This is a genomic window from Actinoplanes sp. NPDC049668, assembly GCF_044465445.1.
GTDB lineage: Bacteria > Actinomycetota > Actinomycetes > Mycobacteriales > Micromonosporaceae > Actinoplanes.
In genome coordinates, this window is sequence record NZ_JBITLR010000001.1 from 1,363,437 (window position 1) to 1,380,389 (window position 16,953).

22 protein-coding genes and 1 tRNA gene are annotated in these 16,953 nt (G+C 71.0%); 7 read left to right on the forward strand and 16 right to left on the reverse strand.

What is annotated here, in order from left to right; genetic code table 11:
• Nucleotides 1-124: 124 nt before the first annotated feature.
• Nucleotides 125-262, reverse strand: coding sequence for a hypothetical protein (locus ACIBSW_RS06365; RefSeq protein WP_354718451.1), 138 nt, complete (start codon nt 260-262; stop codon nt 125-127).
• A gap of 260 nt (nt 263-522) precedes the next feature.
• Between ACIBSW_RS06365 and ACIBSW_RS06370 the strand changes: the two genes are divergently transcribed.
• Nucleotides 523-951 carry a hypothetical protein gene (locus ACIBSW_RS06370; protein WP_354718453.1) on the forward strand — a complete coding sequence of 143 codons (429 nt, stop codon included), beginning with the start codon at nt 523-525 and terminating at the stop codon, nt 949-951.
• A gap of 414 nt (nt 952-1,365) precedes the next feature.
• On the opposite strand, the gene ACIBSW_RS06375 is transcribed toward ACIBSW_RS06370, so the two are convergent.
• Nucleotides 1,366-2,799 carry a calcium-binding protein gene (locus ACIBSW_RS06375; protein WP_354718455.1) on the reverse strand — a complete coding sequence of 478 codons (1,434 nt, stop codon included), beginning with the start codon at nt 2,797-2,799 and terminating at the stop codon, nt 1,366-1,368.
• 264 nt (nt 2,800-3,063) lie between these two features.
• Between ACIBSW_RS06375 and ACIBSW_RS06380 the strand changes: the two genes are divergently transcribed.
• On the forward strand, nt 3,064-3,702 hold the full coding sequence (locus ACIBSW_RS06380) for a PilZ domain-containing protein (protein ID WP_354718457.1): 639 nt from the start codon (nt 3,064-3,066) through the stop codon (nt 3,700-3,702).
• A 77-nt stretch (nt 3,703-3,779) separates the two neighbouring features.
• On the opposite strand, the gene ACIBSW_RS06385 is transcribed toward ACIBSW_RS06380, so the two are convergent.
• The 3 genes from ACIBSW_RS06385 to ACIBSW_RS06395 all read right to left on the reverse strand — a co-directional run bounded on the left by ACIBSW_RS06385 (nt 3,780) and on the right by ACIBSW_RS06395 (nt 5,044).
• On the reverse strand, nt 3,780-4,109 hold the full coding sequence (locus tag ACIBSW_RS06385) for an STAS domain-containing protein (protein ID WP_404799234.1): 330 nt from the start codon (nt 4,107-4,109) through the stop codon (nt 3,780-3,782).
• A 95-nt stretch (nt 4,110-4,204) separates the two neighbouring features.
• Complete coding sequence (locus ACIBSW_RS06390) at nt 4,205-4,729, reverse strand: DUF6886 family protein (protein WP_354718461.1); 525 nt, start codon at nt 4,727-4,729, stop codon at nt 4,205-4,207.
• Nucleotides 4,730-4,834: 105 nt separating this feature from the next.
• Nucleotides 4,835-5,044 (reverse strand): hypothetical protein, encoded by a 210-nt coding sequence (locus tag ACIBSW_RS06395; RefSeq protein WP_023562955.1) that lies wholly within the window; start codon nt 5,042-5,044, stop codon nt 4,835-4,837.
• 840 nt (nt 5,045-5,884) lie between these two features.
• Here ACIBSW_RS06395 and ACIBSW_RS06400 point away from each other — a divergent pair.
• A complete protein-coding gene (locus ACIBSW_RS06400; protein ID WP_354718463.1) occupies nt 5,885-6,298 on the forward strand; it encodes a glutaredoxin domain-containing protein in 414 nt (137 codons plus the stop codon).
• A gap of 60 nt (nt 6,299-6,358) precedes the next feature.
• On the opposite strand, the gene ACIBSW_RS06405 is transcribed toward ACIBSW_RS06400, so the two are convergent.
• The 4 genes from ACIBSW_RS06405 to ACIBSW_RS06420 all read right to left on the reverse strand — a co-directional run bounded on the left by ACIBSW_RS06405 (nt 6,359) and on the right by ACIBSW_RS06420 (nt 7,786).
• Nucleotides 6,359-6,487, reverse strand: a complete 129-nt coding sequence (locus ACIBSW_RS06405) for a hypothetical protein (RefSeq protein WP_354718465.1) — start codon at nt 6,485-6,487, stop codon at nt 6,359-6,361.
• 202 nt (nt 6,488-6,689) lie between these two features.
• A complete protein-coding gene (locus ACIBSW_RS06410; RefSeq protein ID WP_354718466.1) occupies nt 6,690-6,842 on the reverse strand; it encodes a hypothetical protein in 153 nt (50 codons plus the stop codon).
• Between the two features lie 26 nt (nt 6,843-6,868).
• Nucleotides 6,869-7,525, reverse strand: coding sequence for a hypothetical protein (locus ACIBSW_RS06415; RefSeq protein WP_354718467.1), 657 nt, complete (start codon nt 7,523-7,525; stop codon nt 6,869-6,871).
• A 171-nt stretch (nt 7,526-7,696) separates the two neighbouring features.
• Nucleotides 7,697-7,786, reverse strand: a tRNA-Ser gene (locus tag ACIBSW_RS06420).
• 108 nt (nt 7,787-7,894) lie between these two features.
• Here ACIBSW_RS06420 and deoD point away from each other — a divergent pair.
• Complete coding sequence (gene deoD, locus ACIBSW_RS06425; protein ID WP_354718469.1) at nt 7,895-8,602, forward strand: purine-nucleoside phosphorylase; 708 nt, start codon at nt 7,895-7,897, stop codon at nt 8,600-8,602.
• On the opposite strand, the gene tadA is transcribed toward deoD, so the two are convergent.
• The 4 genes from tadA to ACIBSW_RS06445 form a co-directional block, all read right to left on the reverse strand.
• Entirely contained in the window at nt 8,599-9,045 is a 447-nt protein-coding gene (tadA, locus tag ACIBSW_RS06430) for a tRNA adenosine(34) deaminase TadA (protein WP_354718471.1), read from the reverse strand. The genes deoD and tadA overlap by 4 nt on opposite strands.
• Complete coding sequence (locus ACIBSW_RS06435) at nt 9,045-9,566, reverse strand: tRNA adenosine deaminase-associated protein (RefSeq protein WP_354718473.1); 522 nt, start codon at nt 9,564-9,566, stop codon at nt 9,045-9,047. The genes tadA and ACIBSW_RS06435 overlap by 1 nt, the downstream gene beginning before the upstream one ends.
• A 99-nt stretch (nt 9,567-9,665) precedes the next feature.
• Nucleotides 9,666-9,869 carry a hypothetical protein gene (locus ACIBSW_RS06440; protein ID WP_354718475.1) on the reverse strand — a complete coding sequence of 68 codons (204 nt, stop codon included), beginning with the start codon at nt 9,867-9,869 and terminating at the stop codon, nt 9,666-9,668.
• Between the two features lie 67 nt (nt 9,870-9,936).
• On the reverse strand, nt 9,937-10,335 hold the full coding sequence (locus ACIBSW_RS06445; RefSeq protein WP_354718477.1) for a hypothetical protein: 399 nt from the start codon (nt 10,333-10,335) through the stop codon (nt 9,937-9,939).
• Nucleotides 10,336-10,405: 70 nt separating this feature from the next.
• On the opposite strand from ACIBSW_RS06445, the gene ACIBSW_RS06450 reads away from it, so the two are divergent.
• The gene (locus tag ACIBSW_RS06450; RefSeq protein ID WP_354718479.1) at nt 10,406-11,179 is read left to right on the forward strand and encodes a M23 family metallopeptidase; all 774 of its coding nucleotides are present in this window, start codon (nt 10,406-10,408) and stop codon (nt 11,177-11,179) included.
• Between the two features lie 78 nt (nt 11,180-11,257).
• Here the strand turns inward: ACIBSW_RS06450 and ACIBSW_RS06455 are convergent, their stop codons facing one another.
• Nucleotides 11,258-12,397: a hypothetical protein gene (locus ACIBSW_RS06455; protein ID WP_354718481.1), complete on the reverse strand. Its 1,140-nt coding sequence runs from the start codon at nt 12,395-12,397 to the stop codon at nt 11,258-11,260.
• A 104-nt stretch (nt 12,398-12,501) separates the two neighbouring features.
• Between ACIBSW_RS06455 and ACIBSW_RS06460 the strand changes: the two genes are divergently transcribed.
• Nucleotides 12,502-13,470, forward strand: a complete 969-nt coding sequence (locus tag ACIBSW_RS06460) for a prephenate dehydrogenase/arogenate dehydrogenase family protein (RefSeq protein ID WP_354718482.1) — start codon at nt 12,502-12,504, stop codon at nt 13,468-13,470.
• Between the two features lie 29 nt (nt 13,471-13,499).
• On the forward strand, nt 13,500-14,084 hold the full coding sequence (locus ACIBSW_RS06465) for a DinB family protein (RefSeq protein WP_354718484.1): 585 nt from the start codon (nt 13,500-13,502) through the stop codon (nt 14,082-14,084).
• Here the strand turns inward: ACIBSW_RS06465 and mtnA are convergent.
• Nucleotides 14,081-15,043, reverse strand: coding sequence for an S-methyl-5-thioribose-1-phosphate isomerase (gene mtnA / locus ACIBSW_RS06470; RefSeq protein WP_354718486.1), 963 nt, complete (start codon nt 15,041-15,043; stop codon nt 14,081-14,083). The two genes, ACIBSW_RS06465 and mtnA, sit on opposite strands and share 4 nt — an antisense overlap.
• Nucleotides 15,044-15,052: 9 nt before the next feature.
• Nucleotides 15,053-16,894, reverse strand: coding sequence for a M48 family metallopeptidase (locus tag ACIBSW_RS06475; RefSeq protein ID WP_354718488.1), 1,842 nt, complete (start codon nt 16,892-16,894; stop codon nt 15,053-15,055).
• Between the last annotated feature and the right edge of the window lie 59 nt (nt 16,895-16,953).

The window sequence follows — 16,953 nt, forward strand, 5'->3', positions numbered from 1 at the left end:
AGTTGCCCGTCAGGCGGCCTCCGAACCGCCGTCCCGCTCCCCCGCAGGGTCGGCGGCCGGCATCTCGGCAGGCTTCCGGATGGGGGCCGCCCCCGCTTGGCGATGTCTGCCCGGATCGGGTCGGTCATGTGCTGGCACCAGGCCGCCATGCCTGGAGGTTGAGCAGCACCCGGGCGTCGTGCGAGCGGCCGTCACGTAGACCAGCGTCGCGCAGGATCTGCTTCCATCCGTGGTAGTCGGTTTCGGCGTCGTGAATACCCATCCGCCTTCCCCCCGCTGTTGGGCCGCCTTGGGCATGAGTCGACGGGGACAGGATGGCGCCAGTGAGGTTGGAGTGGCTGAGGACCTCGAGGTCGAGCCGAACGCGGGGATGACTTTGGACCTTCGGGCGTGTCGGACCTCCGAAAACGATGTTGTACTCGCCCGGCAATTCAGCCGTCTCGCAGTGCCTTGATACGAGCGACAGCTCTCGGTCTTTTCGTCGCTGTCGTGAGATCGCGTTAACCGTCGAAGGAAGCGTTGATGAATCTCCGCAGCACCGGTTTACCGCCGTGGGTTCGGCGAGTTGCTGCGGCGGCAACCCTCATGGTCGCCCTCATGTTGACGCTGCATTTCCGCGCGAACCTTGTCGTTGAGCGCACCGCCGTTGGTGACGAGGCGTTGTTCTCGATGGCGCGGGAGCTTTGCGGCGGCGCCGAGAGCACAGCCGTCGACCCGTATCCGGGTTCGCGGGCAAGCTGGGCGTGTGAGTCGGGGCGGTTCACCCGTGAGGCCAGCGCCAAAGAATTCCTCATTGGTGCAGGGTTCTTCATCGATCCGCAGCAGCCGGTAAGGGGCGTTGCCTGGCAGGTGCGGGCGGAGCGCGATGGCGTGCAGATCACCGTTGTCAGCGCCACCCCGGCCGTGCTGGAGCTGCATGCCGTTAAGCGTTGGCCGGGCCTGTTGGGATGATCTCCATCGGCGGCGCGACGGATGTTCGCGTGTCCCGGCTCTGGACAGGAGCGGACGCTTCTCGCGGCGAATCTGATCCTTTCTTCGATGCTCTCCATCGTCACCATCGGAACCCTGTCCGATAGCGGTGTCATCGGTGAGACCCCGACGCGGATATTGATCGGCGTGCTGGCCGCAGTGGTTGTGCTGTCAGCCATCAGCGCCCTAGCAATCTATTGGTTCAACCAGCCGAAATTCCTCGTCCCCCCGCGTTTGCGGAGGGAGCGGGGAAGATGGCGACAGAACCACAGAGGTTAGGATTGTCAGTAATTCCGGGCCGTGCCACTGGCACCTCAGTGGCACCGTCCCGCCCGATCGACTGCACCACACGAATGTGGCCCGCCGGCATCCCGGCGGGCCACATTTTCGCGCTCGTCAGTTGTAGGACTCGCAGTCGATCGCGGTGTCCTCGGCGTCGTGGGTCCGGCAGTTGTCGCCGGTGGCGGTCAGGTTCTCGCCCCCGTTCAGGCTGTCCGCGCCGTCGCCGTACCAGCCTGCGTTGAGATTGTCGTCGCCGGCGTCGCCGTAGATGGTGTCGCGTCCGAGTTCGCCCTCGAGCCGGTCGTTGCCGGCGCCGCCGCGCAGCACGTCGTCGCCGAAGTAGCCGAGGATCTCGTTGTCGGCCGCGTTGCCGGTCAGCCGGTCCGAGCCCTGGCCGCCCTGGATGTCCTCCACGTCCACGCCGACCGTGTCGTGCTCGCCGGGCAGGCCGTCGTCGCGGGCGGCGCCGTCGAGGTCCACGGTCACCGGCTTGCTGTAGCTGCCGTAGTCCACCTGGTCACGGCCGGGGCCACCGAGCAGCACGTCCGCGGCCACGCTGTCGCCGCTGTCGCCGGCGAGGCCGTCGTCCCCCGGCCCGCCTTCGAGCCGGTCGGCACCGAAATCGCCGGAGAGGTAGTCGTTGCCGGCACCGCCCAGCAGGGTGTCGTTGCCGGCGTTGCCGAACAGCCCGTTGGCGCCCGCCGAGCCGACCAGGCGGTCGTTGCCGCGGCCGCCGACGATGCCCTCGACGTCCGTGGCCAGGGTGTCGTGCTCGCCGGCCTGGCCGTCGTCGCCGGTGGCGCCGTCGAGGTCCGCAATGATCGCCTTGGACCGGCCGGCGTACTGCACGTAATCGGAGCCGCTTCCGCCGCTCAGCAGGTCGGCGTCGGACCGGCCGGCGAGCGGGTTGAAGCCCTCCTCGAGAGAGTCGTCACCGGGACCGCCGTACACCCGGTCGTTTTCGGAATCGCCGTACAGGTGGTCGTTGCCCGCCTCACCGTAGAGCCGGTCGTTGCCGTCGTTGCCGCGCACATAGTCGTTGCCGGCACCGCCGTACAGGTAATCGGCGCCTTCGTGGCCGTCGATGTCGTCGTTGCCGCCGCCGCCCCAGATCTTGTCGTTGCCGGCGTCGCCCCGCAGGTAGTCCGCCCGGGGACCGCCGGTGAGGCGGTCGACGCCGGTGCCACCGGTCGCGGTCATCGGCAGGTCGGTGCGGTTGGCCACCGAGTCGTTCCGGGAGCCGAGGTACACCTGTACCCGGGTCGGCGCCTTCCCGGTGGTGCAGCGCACCTTGGTCTTGTCGCCCTTGACCGCCTTGCAGCCCTTGCCGGCCTTCACCGCGACCTTGTCATCGATCGTGATCGTGTTCCCGGAGCGGGTCACCACGACCTTGTTCTGCTTGCCGGTGGCGGCCGTGTACCGCACCTTCGTGCCGCTGACCGTGGCCACGCCGGCGCCGGCGGCCTCGGCGGGAGCGGCGAGCGCTCCCACGGAGACGGTCGTGAGCAGCGCCAAGCCGGCGCGAGCCGACCACATGGACCGGGACATCTGAATCCTCCCCGTACGTCGGCGACCGCAACGGCCACACACGACGTGGGGATCATAGAACGCTACCGTCTCGACGTCACGCGCCGGATCGAGATCGACCAATTGTCTGCCCTGGGAGTCCTAGCGCGCTCGCCGGCCGGCCGGGTACGGCGGCAGAGGGCAATTGCCGGTTCTGGATCCGGACGCCGGGCACCATGGCTATCGTTCCAGTAGGGGAGGTGCCCGCACGCCCGTTTGCAGACGCAACGGTGGGGGGAGGACCAGGTGAGCACTACCCTCGCGGACCTGCCCGACATCAACGATCTCGTCGACGTCACGCTCGACTCGCGGCCCGAGCCGCTCGCCGCGGTGATCAGTGCTGTCACGGCCGACACCGTGCTGCTGCGCGAGCCGATGGATCGCACCGGGCGGATGGTGCGACCCGATACCGGCGAGCGCGGCCTGCTCGTCTGGGGCGAGGGCAGCCAGCTCCGGCAGGCACCCATCGCGGTCCTGGAGACCAACGGCAGCCCCGCACCGACCTGGCTGGTCCGCCTGACCGCGCAGGCGGAGCGGACCCAACGACGCTCCTTCGTACGGGCCAACGTGAGCCTGCCCGTCGTGGTGCGGCACGCCGGCGTCGATCTCGAGGTCACCGCCGTCGACCTCAGCGAGGGCGGGATGCGCTGCTACTACACGGGTACGGAAATCAACTTCGGCCGCGGGGACGAGGTTGTCGCGGCGTTCGAGACGGGGCGGGAGCTCTCCGCCACGGCCATGGTGGTCCGCATGCAGCGCGGCGACGAGGAGAGGCCCACCGAACTCGGGCTCCGGTTCGCGGACCTGAAGATGGGCGAGGCCGACGACATCCGCAGGTACGTCTTCCGCCAGCTGCTCGAGCAGCGGCGACGCGGCACGGACTGACAGTCGCTCGATCAGCGGCGGCGCGCCGCACGGACTGACAGCTGCTCGGACAGCGGCGGCGCGCGGCGCGGACTGACCTAAAGCTGCGCCGCGGCGATCGCGTCGTCCACCTCCGGGAAGATCGCGAAGTACTTGCTCAGCCCGACGGTGTCCAGCAGCGTGGACAGGAACTGGTTCGCGCCGGCAAAGCTCAGCCACCCGCCCCGCGCGGTGATGACCTGCTTGGCGGTGATGAAGGCGCTGAGCCCGACGGAGTCACAGAATTTAAGGTCGTTGAGATCGACGACGATCCGCGGCACCGGGCGTTCGAGCAGGTCCGCGAGCAGTTTGTGCAGTTGGTTTGCGGTATTGGCATCGAGCTCGCCGCTCAGGCGCAGCACGGCGACATCGGAACGGGTGTCAGTCACAGTGGCCTGCATGGGACATCACTTTCGTCCTTGTTGGGTGGATTCACAGGCTAGATCAACCCGGACGACCGCTAGCGGACAGTTCGTCCGCCGGTTCACTTGGGCGGTGTGGCGTAGCGCAGCCGGATCCCGCTGAACTCCGCGGAGCTGGCGACCACCTCGTCCATGAACGCCAGCAGGTTCACGACCAGCCGCAACTGGATGCCCGCGGCCTCGTGCAACGAGAGCAGGTCGCCGACCGGCTCCGCCGGGCCGAGCGGTGTCACCGTCGTGGTCGCGACCATCGCGTGCGGGTTCGGCATGCCGAAAGGCTCGAAGGACCCAGCATCGAATCGGTACGCGAAAAGGCGCACCGACCGCAGCGCCGGCAGCCAGCCGTACTCGATCGCATGAACGCGCCCGCCCGAGAGCAGGCGGCGGTCGGCGGCCGTGGTCCCGGGGCCGGGCCAGGCGAGCACCCGGGGGCAGTCACGCGGAAACCAGTACGCGGGTGCCTGCTCGGCATCGACCGCCCACACGTACGCCTCGGGCTGTCGCGCCGTTGCCGCGACGTGTGGCACGAAGGTTTCGATGCGCGGGTCTTCGGAGAAGTGCAGGACCTGACCGGGCGCGGGACGCATGATCGAGATTTAGCACATCGGGCCGGACCCCGCGGGGTCCGGCCCGATCGAAAATCGCGGCTGGCCGAGAAGTTCAAGCATGCGGCGCAGCCCGGCTCCTGGCGCCTAGAGCTTGCGCCACTGCCAGCGTGGCCCGCGCCACGCGTCGGCCAGGATCAGCGCGGACGCCTTTCCCGGACACTGCTGCACCTTGGATTTGCCCTGAGGCCCGCCCATCTGAGCTTCGACCTCCCAGACTTCTCCGTCGGTGCGGACGTAGACATCCCGGCGCGCGAGCCGGATGTCACCATTCCACCAGTGATGCTCAACTCTCACCTGACCAACCTTAGGGCAGACATCGACACCTCTGCGCGAGGCCGTCTTGTGAATCTTTTTCGCCGCCAGGTTAGGACGGGTTGTCCGATCCGGTGGATTCCGGCGCAACGCCTTGCAAAGACGCGACATATTAGGGCGGCGTATTCGCTGTCACTTTGAGTAATCTTCCCAGGTACCAACGCCGGCCCGCCAGGGACGAAACGGTCACAACGCCCACCTGTCACCTGATCAGCGAATTTGATCATGGCGTCGGAGCCGCGGAATACTACCGATCTCGGGCGTGACGACCCGTCGGGCCAGCAAAACTTGACACGGTGCGTGATCGACGACAAAGAGCGCACAAAGTGCGAAACCATGCTAAACACACCGGCTACGCGAGCTGGCACCGTGGGGTCGGCGCACCGAGCGGACGACGGCCACCCGCGCCGGCCGCGCCACCTCCCGGCGAGATCGCCGAAGATGCCGGGCGGCGGCCACACCCGGCCGGCACGATTCGGCCTCTGCCAGCGGAAACCGCGGGTCCACGGTTCCACCCGGCCGCACATCGCCGCCGCCGCGGAGACAGGCCCGGTACGCGGCGCGGCGGCGCGCGGCCAGGGTCGCGCACGGCGCCGGAACACGCCCGTCGGCCGCACGCGGATCGCGTCGGAACCCCCGCGACCAGACCCTCGGACTTACCCAGAGTGACGCAACAGCGACCGGACGCCGGGGTGGCGCCGCCAGAGCGTCGAGCGGAAGCAAATTCACCCGTCCAGGGCGGGTGACCCCCCGCCGGTGGGCGTGGAATCCGGCGCTGGGCGGCGGGCGCAGGAGAACGCGGGCCTGGCGTAGCGTCGGCTCATGCTCCGTCGATGGACTCTCGCGGGTGCGGTCCTGCTCGCCGGCGCCGCGCTCGGTATCGCCACCGGCTCCGTGGCCGTCGTCGTGGTCTTCGCGGCCCTGGCGGCGATCGGCTCGCCGCTGATCTTTCCCCGCCCGGTGACCCAGGCCGAGATCCAGCGCCGAGGCGCCGAAAACGGCCGCGCTGTCATCTACTGGCGCCCGGGCTGCCCGTTCTGCGTGCGCCTGCGGGCAACCCTCGGCCCGGTCGGCCGGAAGGCCGACTGGGTGGACATCTGGCGGGACCCGGAGGCCGCCGCGGCGGTACGCGCGGTGGCCGACGGCAACGAGACGGTCCCGACGGTCGTCCTCGCCGGCGTGCCACACGTCAACCCCGACCCGCTGTGGCTACGCAAGCAACTGCTCGCCGACTGAACAGGCGCTGCGCTACCTGGCGGGACGAACGCCGAACGAGACGGTAGGGAACCGGAACGGTCAGCCGGCGGTACTGGGGCCGGCAGCGGGCTCGTCGGTGCCGATGCCGCAGGCCCGGAAGACGTCCATCAGGCCCTTCGGCTGGGGAATCCCGAAGGTCTCGGCCGCCTGCTGGTGGTCGTCCGCCATCGCGACAAACGTGTCCGCCGCGATCTCGCGAAAGACGCTCGCCTGCGCCCGGTAATACGCCGCCTAAATCCGCTGGCGCTCTTCCTCCGGTAGCGGCGCGCCCTTGCGCTTGCTCTCCATCGCCCGCCGCATCTCCTGCGCCTCGGGCCCGGCCGAGCGGTTGCTCGGAGAGAACGACTGGGTCAACGCCACCTTGTACCGCTCACACGATTTCGAGGTCAGTGAACTCGGCACTGCCCGGACCACCGTATTCGGTGCAATCATGCGCGACCGCACGCGAACGAGACCGGAGCGCCGCGATCCGCGCCCGAAGCTCGTCGCCGAGCTCCGGGCCGGCAACGAATTCAACAGCCATGCGGCCATCTTGCAGGGCGCAGCCGCTCAGGTTCCCTCGATCCCGATCGTCAGCGGCATCACGACGACACTCGTGAACTGTCCGTCGCCGTCCTGCTCGGTCAGCACCAGGTATCCGGGGAACGGGTTCGCGTCCCTGGTGAAGTTGGCATTCGCCTGCCAGTCCAAGTCCGGGTCGATGTTCTCCGACCAGCTGGTCAACTCCTTGGAGTTGCGGGCGTCCAGTAGGCGTACCCGCGCCGTGTCGTCGGTTTGGGGCCGGAAGTTGACCGACAGCGGCGGGTTGACCGCGCCGTTCGGCTCGGGGTGGCGCACGGTGGTGCGCGGCGACTGCATTGCCTGCACGCCCCACGCCCCGCCGTCGGCGTCCCGGCGCAGGCTCACCGTGCCGAGCACGCTCCCATTCCGGTTAGTGACCTTGACCAGCCGTGCCTCGCCCCGGTTGTCCTGTTCGACCGAGAAGGCCAGGTCGGACGTGGGGACGCCGAGTTCGTCGAGGAACTGCTCGGCGGCCGGTCCCGGATCATCGGTCGCTGGTCCCGTTCCGGTCTTCCCGTTCACCAGGGCCTGCGGCCAGATGATCGGATAGTCGGCGGTCGCGCCGGCCGTGGGTATGTCGCTGTCCGAGCGATGGTTCACCGTCACCGCGGCGACCACCATGAGTGTGACTGCCAGCGCCGCCATGGCCGTTATCAGGAAACGCTTCCGCACGGCTGCCTTTCGCCCTTGGGTCCGCTCCGCGATTCGTTGCCATCCGTCACCGCTGAGCTGTATCGAATCCGAGACCAAAACTGAGACCAGACAGAGAGACGCCCGGTGGCTCACTTGGAGTCACCGGGCGTCTGCCCTGCTTGCTGGCGGTGGTGAAGGGATTTGAACCCTTGGAGGGCTTGCACCCTCACACGCTTTCGAGGCGTGCTCCTTAGGCCGCTCGGACACACCACCGCGAAGTAGGTTACCCGACGCCCGCCGAGCCTCGCGGCCGGGTCGGCTCCTGTGCCGAACCTTGAGGTCATCGCGCCTTGGGCCGGCCCGCCTGGCAGGATCCAGGTCATGAGTGTGCACATCGGCGCGCAGCCGGGCGACATTGCCGAGCGGGTCCTCCTACCGGGTGACCCGATGCGGGCGAAGTGGATCGCCGAAACGTTCCTGAAGGATCCCGTCTGCTACACGCAGGTGCGGGGCATGCTGGGATTCACCGGCACCTGGCAGGGCGTGCCCGTCTCCGTGCAGGGTTCCGGCATGGGGATGCCCTCGGCCTCCATCTACACCCACGAACTGATCAACGAGTACGGCGTCAAGTCCGTGATCCGGATCGGTTCCTGCGGGGCGCTCGCCGAGGACCTTCAGCTCGGTGACGTCATCGCCGCCATCGGATCCGCCACGGACTCGAACATGAACCGGGTCCGGTTCGACGGGCTCATCGACTACGCGCCGGTCGCGGACTTCTCGCTGCTGCGCACGGCGGCCGACGTGGCCGAGCGGCGGGGCATCGCGCTGCGGGTCGGTCCGATCCTGGCCGCGGACGCGTTCTACACCGACCGTCCCGACCTCTACGACACGCTCTGCGACTACGGCGTGCTCGCCGTCGAGATGGAGTCCGCCGCCATCTACACGATCGCGGCCCGCTACGGCGCCAAGGCGCTGACCATCCTGACGGTCAGCGACCACATCAAGCGCGGCGAGAAGATGGACTCCGCACAGCGCGAGCAGGGCTTCTCCGACATGGTGCAGATCGGCTTGGACACCGCGATCAGCTAAGGCCGGAAGAACGTGCGCAGCATCGCCGCGCACTCGTCCTCCAGAATGCCCGCATAGACCTCCGGGCGATGGTTCAGGCGCCGGTCCCGGACCACGTCCCAGAGGGAGCCCACCGCGCCCGTCTTCGGCTCCCAGGCCCCGAACACGAGCCGCGAAACCCGGGCCAGCACCAGCGCCCCGGCGCACATCGTGCACGGCTCCAGCGTCACCACCAGGGTGCAGCCCTCGAGACGCCAGCTTCCGGTGAGCACGGCGGCCCGTCGCAGCGCGATGATCTCCGCGTGCGCGGTCGGGTCGCCGTTCAGCTCGCGCTCGTTGCCGGCCGCGGCCAGCTCCGTGCCGTCCGGGTCGTAGACGACGGCGCCGACCGGCACGTCCTCCGACGACGCGGATGCGACCGACAGCGCCCGCCGCATCCACTCCTCGTGCTTCGGACGGAGCATCAGGCCTCGCGCAGCTCTTCCATCTCGTCGCCGCAGCCCAGCTTCTGGCAGATCTCCGCGGTGACGTCCGCCGGCAGCATGCCCTCCAGCCCGCACAGCGTCAGCAGCCGGTGCGAGCCCACCCCGAGATCGGTCAGGATCTCGACGTCGCCGACCGGGTCGGCGTCGGGGTCCGCGGCCGGGCGGTCCTCCTCGTCGTCCGAGCCGGGCCTGGGCGTCGCCAGGTCGTCCAGCTCGAGCGCGGGCGTCTCGATGTCGGCTAGCAGCAGCGCACCGAGGCGCGACTCGTCGGCGTAGGCCGAGTCGGAGCCGAACACGCGCAGGTCCTCGCCCTCGTCGAGGCGCAGAATCACCAGGTACTGATCGTCGGCCTCGACGAAGAGCAGCGACAGCTCTGCGTCCGGCTCGGCGTCGCGCAGCCGGTCCACGACCTCGTCCAGGTCGGCAAGGCCGGTGAGCTCCAGCTCCGACGCCGTCCACCCGTTCTTGCCCCGAACGACGGCGGCAGCGAAAATCGACACGAATCCCCCCACGGAACTGTGGTCCTCAGCGCCTGACGGTAGCCGTTGGCGCGGCGCAAGTGCAGCGCCACGCCCCGAAGGAGGCCAAAGCCGGAAAACTCAGTTCGCGTGGCGGCGGCGGTTCGCGATCAACTCGCGGAGCCGGGCGCCGCGCAGGCGCTGTGGCTGGCTGTGCTCGCGAGCCGACTTCGCATCGGCCAGGGCCGCCAGTAGCTCAAGGCGGCGACGGCGGCGATCCGGGTCGAGCCGTTGCGGTACGTGGGCCATGAGCCCGAGCGTGCCCAGCGGCGCGACGTTCGTCAAGGCCAAGTGCGTTGCGCCACCACAGGTACACGTTTCGTCGATGACACACCGGCTCAGAGCTGGACATTCACCACAGCGGCCAGTCGCTTGTGGTGATCCATCGCACTGCGACGACAGCGGCGGCTATCGATAGACCGACGGCGGCGGAGAGGGCGACCCCGGTGGCCGCGCCGCGGTCGCCGAGCACGGCCAGCACGGCGGCGACGGCCCAGGCCGAGATCGCGGCGGCGATCGTCCACCACGCGTAGCTGAGCAGGTCCCGGCCGAGGACGCCGAAGAGCGTGAACCAGACCAGGGTCGCGCCGGCGCCGGCGAGCAGCGGCCCGGCGCCGACCGGGTGCGGCTCGCGGTAGACCGGACGCGGCGGCGGGCCGGGCGGCAGCCCGCGGGGCGGCGGCGGGCGACCGGGCAGCCAGCCGGCGGGCGGCTGGGCCGCGGCGGGCCAGGCTCCGTGCTGTTCGGCCATGGTCGCACCCCTCCATCCGGTTCGCCGGCGCGTGACGGCCAGCCTATCCAGGATCGGTAGGTCGGCGCCGATGGATGACTTCTGCCAGTATGGCCCGGTGGTTTCCCTGCGCCTGCTCCCCGCCCTGACCGTCGCGGCCTGCTCGCTCGCCGCCTGCGGCTCGCCCGCCGGCACGCCGTCGGCGACGGTGACGCCCGAGTTCGTGGTGCCGTCGCCGACGGTCGCCGCGGACGCGGCCACCCCGGAGAGCGCCGCCGGGGGCGCCCTGAGCGCGGCGCCGACGACGACCGCGGCACCGACGACGAGCGCGGCGCCGACGAGCAAGGCGCCGGTGCGGGTGAAGTACGTCTTCCCGGTGAAGGCGTCGAACGTGGCGTTCCACCCGACCCACTCGAAATATCCCGCGACGGACATCTTCGCCGACTGCGGCGAGCCCGCGGTGGCCACGACGAGCGGCGTCGTGCTCGAGGTGAGCCGCACGGACGCGTACGTGAAGGGAAAGCCGGACGGGCCGCTCAACGGCGGCCTCTCGGTCTCGATCGCCGGCGATGACGGCGTGCGCTACTACGGCTCGCACCTGAGCAAGATCGCGTCCGGGATCGACGCGGGCGTCCGGGTCGAGGCGGGGCAGCGGCTCGGCGACGTCGGCCGCACCGGCAACGCCAACGGCGTGTGCCACCTGCACTACGGGATCTCGCCGCCGTGCGCCGGCACCGGCGACTGGAAGGTCCGCCGCGGCGTGATCTGGCCGGCGGACTACCTGAAGTCCTGGCGCAAGAACGGCGGCAAGAGCCCGGTGTCCGAGGTCGCGGCCTGGAAGAAGGCGCACGACTGCAAGGCCTGAGCAAGGGGACGGGGCCGCATCCCTCGCCCAAAGGGATGCGGCCCCGCGGTGCGGAGTAATGCCTAGTGCTGAGCGGCCTCAGCTGAACTGCACGAAACGCTTCTGTGTCCGCCCGCCGATCGTGGTGAAGGCGCCGCCGGCCGCCACGGCGGCGAGGCTGGGATTGACGGCCATCGCGAGGACGCCCTCGATGCCGTTGCCGTCGGCGGCCCAGTCGCGCAGGTGGCCGTCGCCGACCGCGAGCCCCACGAGCTTCACCCGGTCGTCGGCGCCGTCGACGCACACGCCGTTCGTGCCCGTCCGGGCCGTCCGGCAGGCCGCGTCGAAGTGCCCGCCGACGTAGACCGTGTCGCCCAGCACCCCGATGGCCTGCGCGTCGCCGTCGAACGTCGCGGTCCAGCGCGTGCCGCCGGTGAGGCTGTACGCGGTCGCCGTGCCGCCGCGGCCGCCGTTGGCGGTGTACACCCCGCCCGCGGTGACCGCGATGGCGAAGGTGATGACCGGCGACCTCGGCCGGAAACCTGTGACGATCTTGGCGGCGGTCGGGTCGAGGGCGACCAGCCGGTCGTAACCGGCGGTGTTGTTGACCTTGCGGAACCTGCCGCCGGCGTAGATCCGCCCGGCGCCGGCCGCCAGCGACTCGACCTGGTTGTCGACGGTCGGCTTCCACTTGCCGTCCAGGGCGCCGGTGCTCAGGTCGAACGCGGCCAGCCCGGATCGGGCCTGCCCGTCGACCCCCGTGACCGTCCCGCCGAGGTAGAGCCGGCCGTTGCCGGCCACCAGCGCGTACGGCCGGCCGTCGATCGCGTGGTCGAACGTGGCGGACGGCGCCCCGCTGCGGGCGTCGAGCCGGGCGAGGCTGTCCCGCCGCTGCCCGCCGACGGTGCCGAAGTCGCCGCCGACGTAGACGGAGGAGCCGCTGACCGCCAGCGCCTTGACCCGACCGTCCGCGGCGGGCGCCCAGGGCAGCAACTCGCCGGTCACCGCGTCGACCGCCGCCAACCTGGACCGCTTGACCAGCTTGCCGTTGACGAGCGCGGCGGTGAAGTCGCCGCCGATATAGACGGTGTTGCCGAGGTAGGCCACCGCGAGGACGGCCCCGTTGAAGCCCGGCACGGCGTCCGGTGTCTCGGAGGGTGCCGCCTTCGCCGGCGTCGTCAGCGTCGCGAGGACGGCACACACGATGCCGAGGACGAGAAGTTTGCCCCTGTACGTCACATGATCAACGTAAACGTGTCGATCACCGCCACCCAGTGGCGAAACGGACGAAAAGCAACACGTCCTTACGGCTGATATCGAAGGGGTGTGCAAGAGTCTCCGGCGTGAATGTCGCGGTCATCGGACTCGGTCTCATCGGCGGCTCCCTGCTGCGGGCCCTCGCGTCGGACGGACACCGGGTCACCGGCTACGACGCCGGCGCTGACACCCGCGAGGTCGCCCGGTCCCTGGCGAAGTCGTCCGGGAGCACCGACGCCTGGCGGGTGGCCGACAGCGTCGCCGAGGCCGTCGCGGGCACCGAGGTCGCCGTGCTCGCGGTCCCGCTGCCGGCGATACCCGGCGTCCTGGCCGAGCTCCTCGGTTACCCCGGGCTGATCACCGACGTCACCTCGGTCAAGGGGCCGGTGCGGGACCTGATCGGCGGCCGCCGGTTCGTCGGCGGCCATCCGATGGCGGGCAAGGAGTCCTCGGGCTTCCCGGCGAGCGATCCGCGGCTCTTCGACGGCTGCGCCTGGGTGCTCTGCCTCGAGCCGGACGACACCGACCCGGCCGACTGGCTGACCCTCGCCCGGTTGTTCACCCGGCTCGGTGCGCGCGTCGTGCCGGTGACCGCCGCGGAACACGACCGGGCGGTGGCCGGGATCAGCCACGTGCCGCACCTGCTGGCCGCCGCGCTCAGCGGCGTACTGGCCGGCAACCCGCTGGCCGGCACGCTGGCGGCCGGATCGTTCCGGGACGGTACCCGGGTGGCCGCGACCCGGCCCGAGCTGATCGCGGCCATGTGCGGCGGTAACGCGCCCGCGGTGCGCCGGGTGCTGGCGGGAGTCATCGAAGACCTGCAGTCCTTCGCCCGGGAGCTGGAGCTCGACGACCCGATCCCGGCGCTGACCGCCGGGCTGCGGCCGTACGGCGAGCTGCGGCGGGCCTGGCCGCCACAACCCGGCGAGCCGGTCGAGGTCGCCGCCGACGTCGAGGCGCTGCTGGCGCTGGGCCGGGCCGGCGGCTGGGTCACTGCGACAAAAGACGATTACGGCCGGAAACTGACCGCAATGGTTCCTAGGCTGAGGCGGTAAGCCCGGACAACAGGACAGGAGACAGGCCAATGCCTGGTCAGGTCGGTGCCATCGCCAACGAGCAGGAGGGCCTGCTCGCCTACCTCGCCCAGATGCGCTACGTCATCAGGCTCACCGCGCACGGGCTCACGCCCGAGCAGCTGCGCGCGGCGCCGACCGCGAGCGAACTGACCATCGGCGGCCTGATCAAGCACTGCGCGTCGACCGAGGAGAACTGGATCGACACGGTACGCCGGGAGCCGCGCGAGCTGGACTTCCAGGCCTACGCCGACAACTTCGCCCTGCGCGACGACGAGACGATCGAGGACGTCTTCGCGAACTACGACCGGATCGCCGCCCGGACCGAGCAGACCATCGCCGAGATCGCGGACCTCGGGCAGGACGTGCCGGTCGACCACTCGGTGCCGTGGAACCCGAAGGACCTGGACAACTGGTCGGTCCGCTGGGTGCTGCTGCACCTGATCCAGGAGACGGCCCGGCACGCGGGGCACGCCGACATCATCCGCGAGGCCCTGGACGGCGGCACCGCGTACCCGATCATGGCCGCCGCCGAGGGCTGGCCGGAATCGCCGTGGATCAAGCCCTGGAAGCCGGCGGCGGGGCAGCTGGCCTAAAGACGTTCGCCGCGGTCGAGGCGGACCACCCGCCGGTCCGTCACGATCGCGGTGACCAGGTCGTGCGGCGTCACGTCGAAGGCCGGGTTCACCGCGTCCGAGTAGCCGGTGACCTCGGCCGCGCCGCGGTCCTCGATCTCCACCGCGGCGCCGTCCGGGGTGCCGGCGTCCACCGTCGACTCCGGCGCGACCACGACGAACGGGAGGCCCGCGCGGCGCGCGCCGAGCGCGTGCGCGTAGCTGCCGATCTTGTTGATCACGTCGCCGTTCGCGCAGATCCGGTCCGCGCCCAGGATCACCGCGTCGGCCTCGCCCCGGGCCAGCAGGAACGGGCCGGCCGAGTCGACCGCGACCCGGAAGTCGATGCCCGCCTCGCGCAGCTCCCACGCGGTCAGCCGGGCGCCCTGCAGCAGCGGCCGCGTCTCGCTGGCGATCACCGCGGCGAGCGCGCCGCGGCGGTGCAGCTCGGTCACCACGCCCAGCGCCGTGCCCCCGGTCACCGCCGCGAGGCGCCCGGTGTTGCAGTGGGTCAGCAGCCGGGGCCGCGGGCCGCAGAGCTCGACGATCAGGTCGGCGCCGAGCGCGGCCATGGCGGCCGAGGCGGCGATCTCCTCGTCGCGCACCGCGCACGCCTCCGCCAGCACGGCGTCCGGCCCCTGCGGGAGCCGGGCCGCGGCCCGCCGGGCACCGGACGCGAGGTTCACCGCCGTCGGACGGGCGTGCTCCACCTGGCGTACGGCGTCGGCGAGCGCCGCGTCGTCGCCGGCGAACTGCCGGGCCGCGAGCGCCACCCCGAAGGCGCCGGCGACGCCCAGCGCGGGTGCGCCGCGGACCGCCAGCGACCGGATCGCCGCGACCAGCTCGGCGACCGTGGCCAGCCGCAGCACCCGCAGCTCATCCGGCAGCGCCGTCTGGTCGATGATCTCGATGGCGCCGTCCGCCCAGTCGATGGTCCGCATGCGGGCAGCCTAAGCCGCGGTGCGTTCCACGATCCGGTCGAGGAGCGCGAGCAGGGCGTCCTGGCTCTTGCCGAGCTCCTCGCCCGTCCAGCGGCCCTCCAGCGGGAGCACCGAGCCGCCGTGCAGACGCAGCTCGGCCCGCACCGGGCTGCGCTTGGTGATCGTCACCGAGGCGATCTCCTCGTACGGCAGGAAGTGGTAGCGCTTGGCGAGCTCCTCGGCCGGTCCCGAGCTGATCAGCGACTTCAGCCGGTCCTTGCCGTTGTCGGTCGACTTGGGCCCGGGCACGAAGACGAAGCCGCGGTCGAGCAGGATCACGTCGGTGTGCACGCCGTCGACCTTGAAGTTGGCCAGGGCGCCGACGACGTCCGCGCCGGTCGCCGTCGCGGCCCGCTCGACGATCGCGGCCGCCTCGACCCGGACGCCGGCCTCGGCGAGCCGGGCGCGGGCCTGCTCGACGGTGTCCGGCGAGACCGCCAGCTTCGCCGGCTCCTCGAAGTCGACCTCGGCGCCGTCCGCGTCGGTCAGGCTGACCGGCGCCGTCCACGAGTGCCGCCAGTACGCGGCGCCGGACCGGACCGCGGCGAGCACGAACAGCATGTCCATCATGGCGGCGAACCGGACCGCCGCCTCCTCGCGGGTGACGTCCGGGTGGAACTCCTCGGCGAGCTCGCCGAGCCGGCCGGCGGCCACCAGGTCGAAGAGGGTGCCGAGGCCCGGGTCGGCGACGCCGGTGAGCCGGCCGAGCGAGCGGAAGATCCGGTCGGCGTTGCGCTGCAGGCGCGCGGTGGCGACCGCGGCGGTGAACTCGGGCCAGGGCAGCACCTGCCGGCTGCCGACCTCGACAACGGCCTGCTGCAGGGCGACGCCGGCGACGGCGATCGACGGCAGCAGCGCACCGGCCGGCCGGCCGTCGACCGGGTGCGGCGCCTGCGGGGCGGCGCGCATGGCCGCGATCCGCTCGGTGTTCGACGGGTGGGTGTCCCAGCGCGACCGGTGCTCCTCGGGCTCCTCGCCGCGCATCTTCGCCAGCTCCTCGTGGCGGGCGGCGACCAGCGCGCCGAAGCCGCCGAAGATGTCGTCCGGCGCGAAGCCCGCCTCCCAGCCCCACGCCACGTACGAGCCGAAGTAGAAGTCCCAGGCCGCGTCGATGACCGGCAGCTCGCGCAGCGCGGAGGTGGCGACCTCCGGGCCGGCCACCCGCACCGAGGCGCGGTCGGCGTCGAGCTCCTGGCGCCGCGAGGCGGCGTTGTCGACGAGCAGGTAGAGCCGCGCGTAGCCGCGGAAGACCCAGCCGACCGGGTTCCAAGGCCCGATCCGGCCGATCGTGTGCCCGATCGCGAGCCGCCCCCGGTACGCGACCGCGCCCAGCCGCGTGTGCCGCCCGGAGTAGTGCCCCAGCTCGTGCGCGACGACCGAGCGCAGCTGGTCGACGGAGAGCGCCTGCAGCAGCGGCATGCCCAGGTAGAGCCGGCGCCGGCCGCCGATGAGCCCGAGCAGCCGGGCGTCCTCGCTGACCGCCGCGTTGACCTCCGGCACCAGCCGGATCTCGTCGGGCGTCCGGGTGCCGACCTCGGTGGCCAGGGTCTGCACGAGGCCCCACAGCTCGGGAGCGTCGTGCGGCGCGACAATCAGCCCGTGCATCGGCTCGGGCCGGGTACGGATCGCCCGCCACAGGCCGACCGCGGTCGCGCCGACGGCGAACAGCAGGGGCAGGCCGAGCTTGAGGCCGATGGTCGCGTTCGACTCGACGGAGACCCAGACCACCAGGGCCAGCACGGCCACGAGCTGTAGCAGCGCGACGACGTAGAAGCCGAGCAGCATGAATACGGACGCGGCGGCGCGCAGCATGACGTTTCCTCCCCGTGGCAACGCCCGGCAGACCGGACAGGGCAGGGAAGATACCGATC

What these genes read in the sequence shown, in the direction of transcription:
- ACIBSW_RS06365 (WP_354718451.1), bottom strand. Translation starts at nt 262, where the DNA reads ATGGGTATTCACGACGCCGAAACCGACTACCACGGATGGAAGCAGATC.
- ACIBSW_RS06370 (WP_354718453.1), top strand. Translation starts at nt 523, where the DNA reads ATGAATCTCCGCAGCACCGGTTTACCGCCGTGGGTTCGGCGAGTTGCT.
- ACIBSW_RS06375 (WP_354718455.1), bottom strand. Translation starts at nt 2,799, where the DNA reads ATGTCCCGGTCCATGTGGTCGGCTCGCGCCGGCTTGGCGCTGCTCACG.
- ACIBSW_RS06390 (WP_354718461.1), bottom strand. Translation starts at nt 4,729, where the DNA reads ATGCGTCCCGCGCCCGGTCAGGTCCTGCACTTCTCCGAAGACCCGCGC.
- ACIBSW_RS06400 (WP_354718463.1), top strand. Translation starts at nt 5,885, where the DNA reads ATGCTCCGTCGATGGACTCTCGCGGGTGCGGTCCTGCTCGCCGGCGCC.
- ACIBSW_RS06405 (WP_354718465.1), bottom strand. Translation starts at nt 6,487, where the DNA reads ATGGCGGACGACCACCAGCAGGCGGCCGAGACCTTCGGGATTCCCCAG.
- ACIBSW_RS06410 (WP_354718466.1), bottom strand. Translation starts at nt 6,842, where the DNA reads ATGGCTGTTGAATTCGTTGCCGGCCCGGAGCTCGGCGACGAGCTTCGG.
- ACIBSW_RS06415 (WP_354718467.1), bottom strand. Translation starts at nt 7,525, where the DNA reads ATGGCGGCGCTGGCAGTCACACTCATGGTGGTCGCCGCGGTGACGGTG.
- deoD (WP_354718469.1), top strand. Translation starts at nt 7,895, where the DNA reads ATGAGTGTGCACATCGGCGCGCAGCCGGGCGACATTGCCGAGCGGGTC.
- tadA (WP_354718471.1), bottom strand. Translation starts at nt 9,045, where the DNA reads ATGCTCCGTCCGAAGCACGAGGAGTGGATGCGGCGGGCGCTGTCGGTC.
- ACIBSW_RS06445 (WP_354718477.1), bottom strand. Translation starts at nt 10,335, where the DNA reads ATGGCCGAACAGCACGGAGCCTGGCCCGCCGCGGCCCAGCCGCCCGCC.
- ACIBSW_RS06450 (WP_354718479.1), top strand. Translation starts at nt 10,406, where the DNA reads ATGGATGACTTCTGCCAGTATGGCCCGGTGGTTTCCCTGCGCCTGCTC.
- ACIBSW_RS06465 (WP_354718484.1), top strand. Translation starts at nt 13,500, where the DNA reads ATGCCTGGTCAGGTCGGTGCCATCGCCAACGAGCAGGAGGGCCTGCTC.
- mtnA (WP_354718486.1), bottom strand. Translation starts at nt 15,043, where the DNA reads ATGCGGACCATCGACTGGGCGGACGGCGCCATCGAGATCATCGACCAG.
- ACIBSW_RS06475 (WP_354718488.1), bottom strand. Translation starts at nt 16,894, where the DNA reads ATGCTGCGCGCCGCCGCGTCCGTATTCATGCTGCTCGGCTTCTACGTC.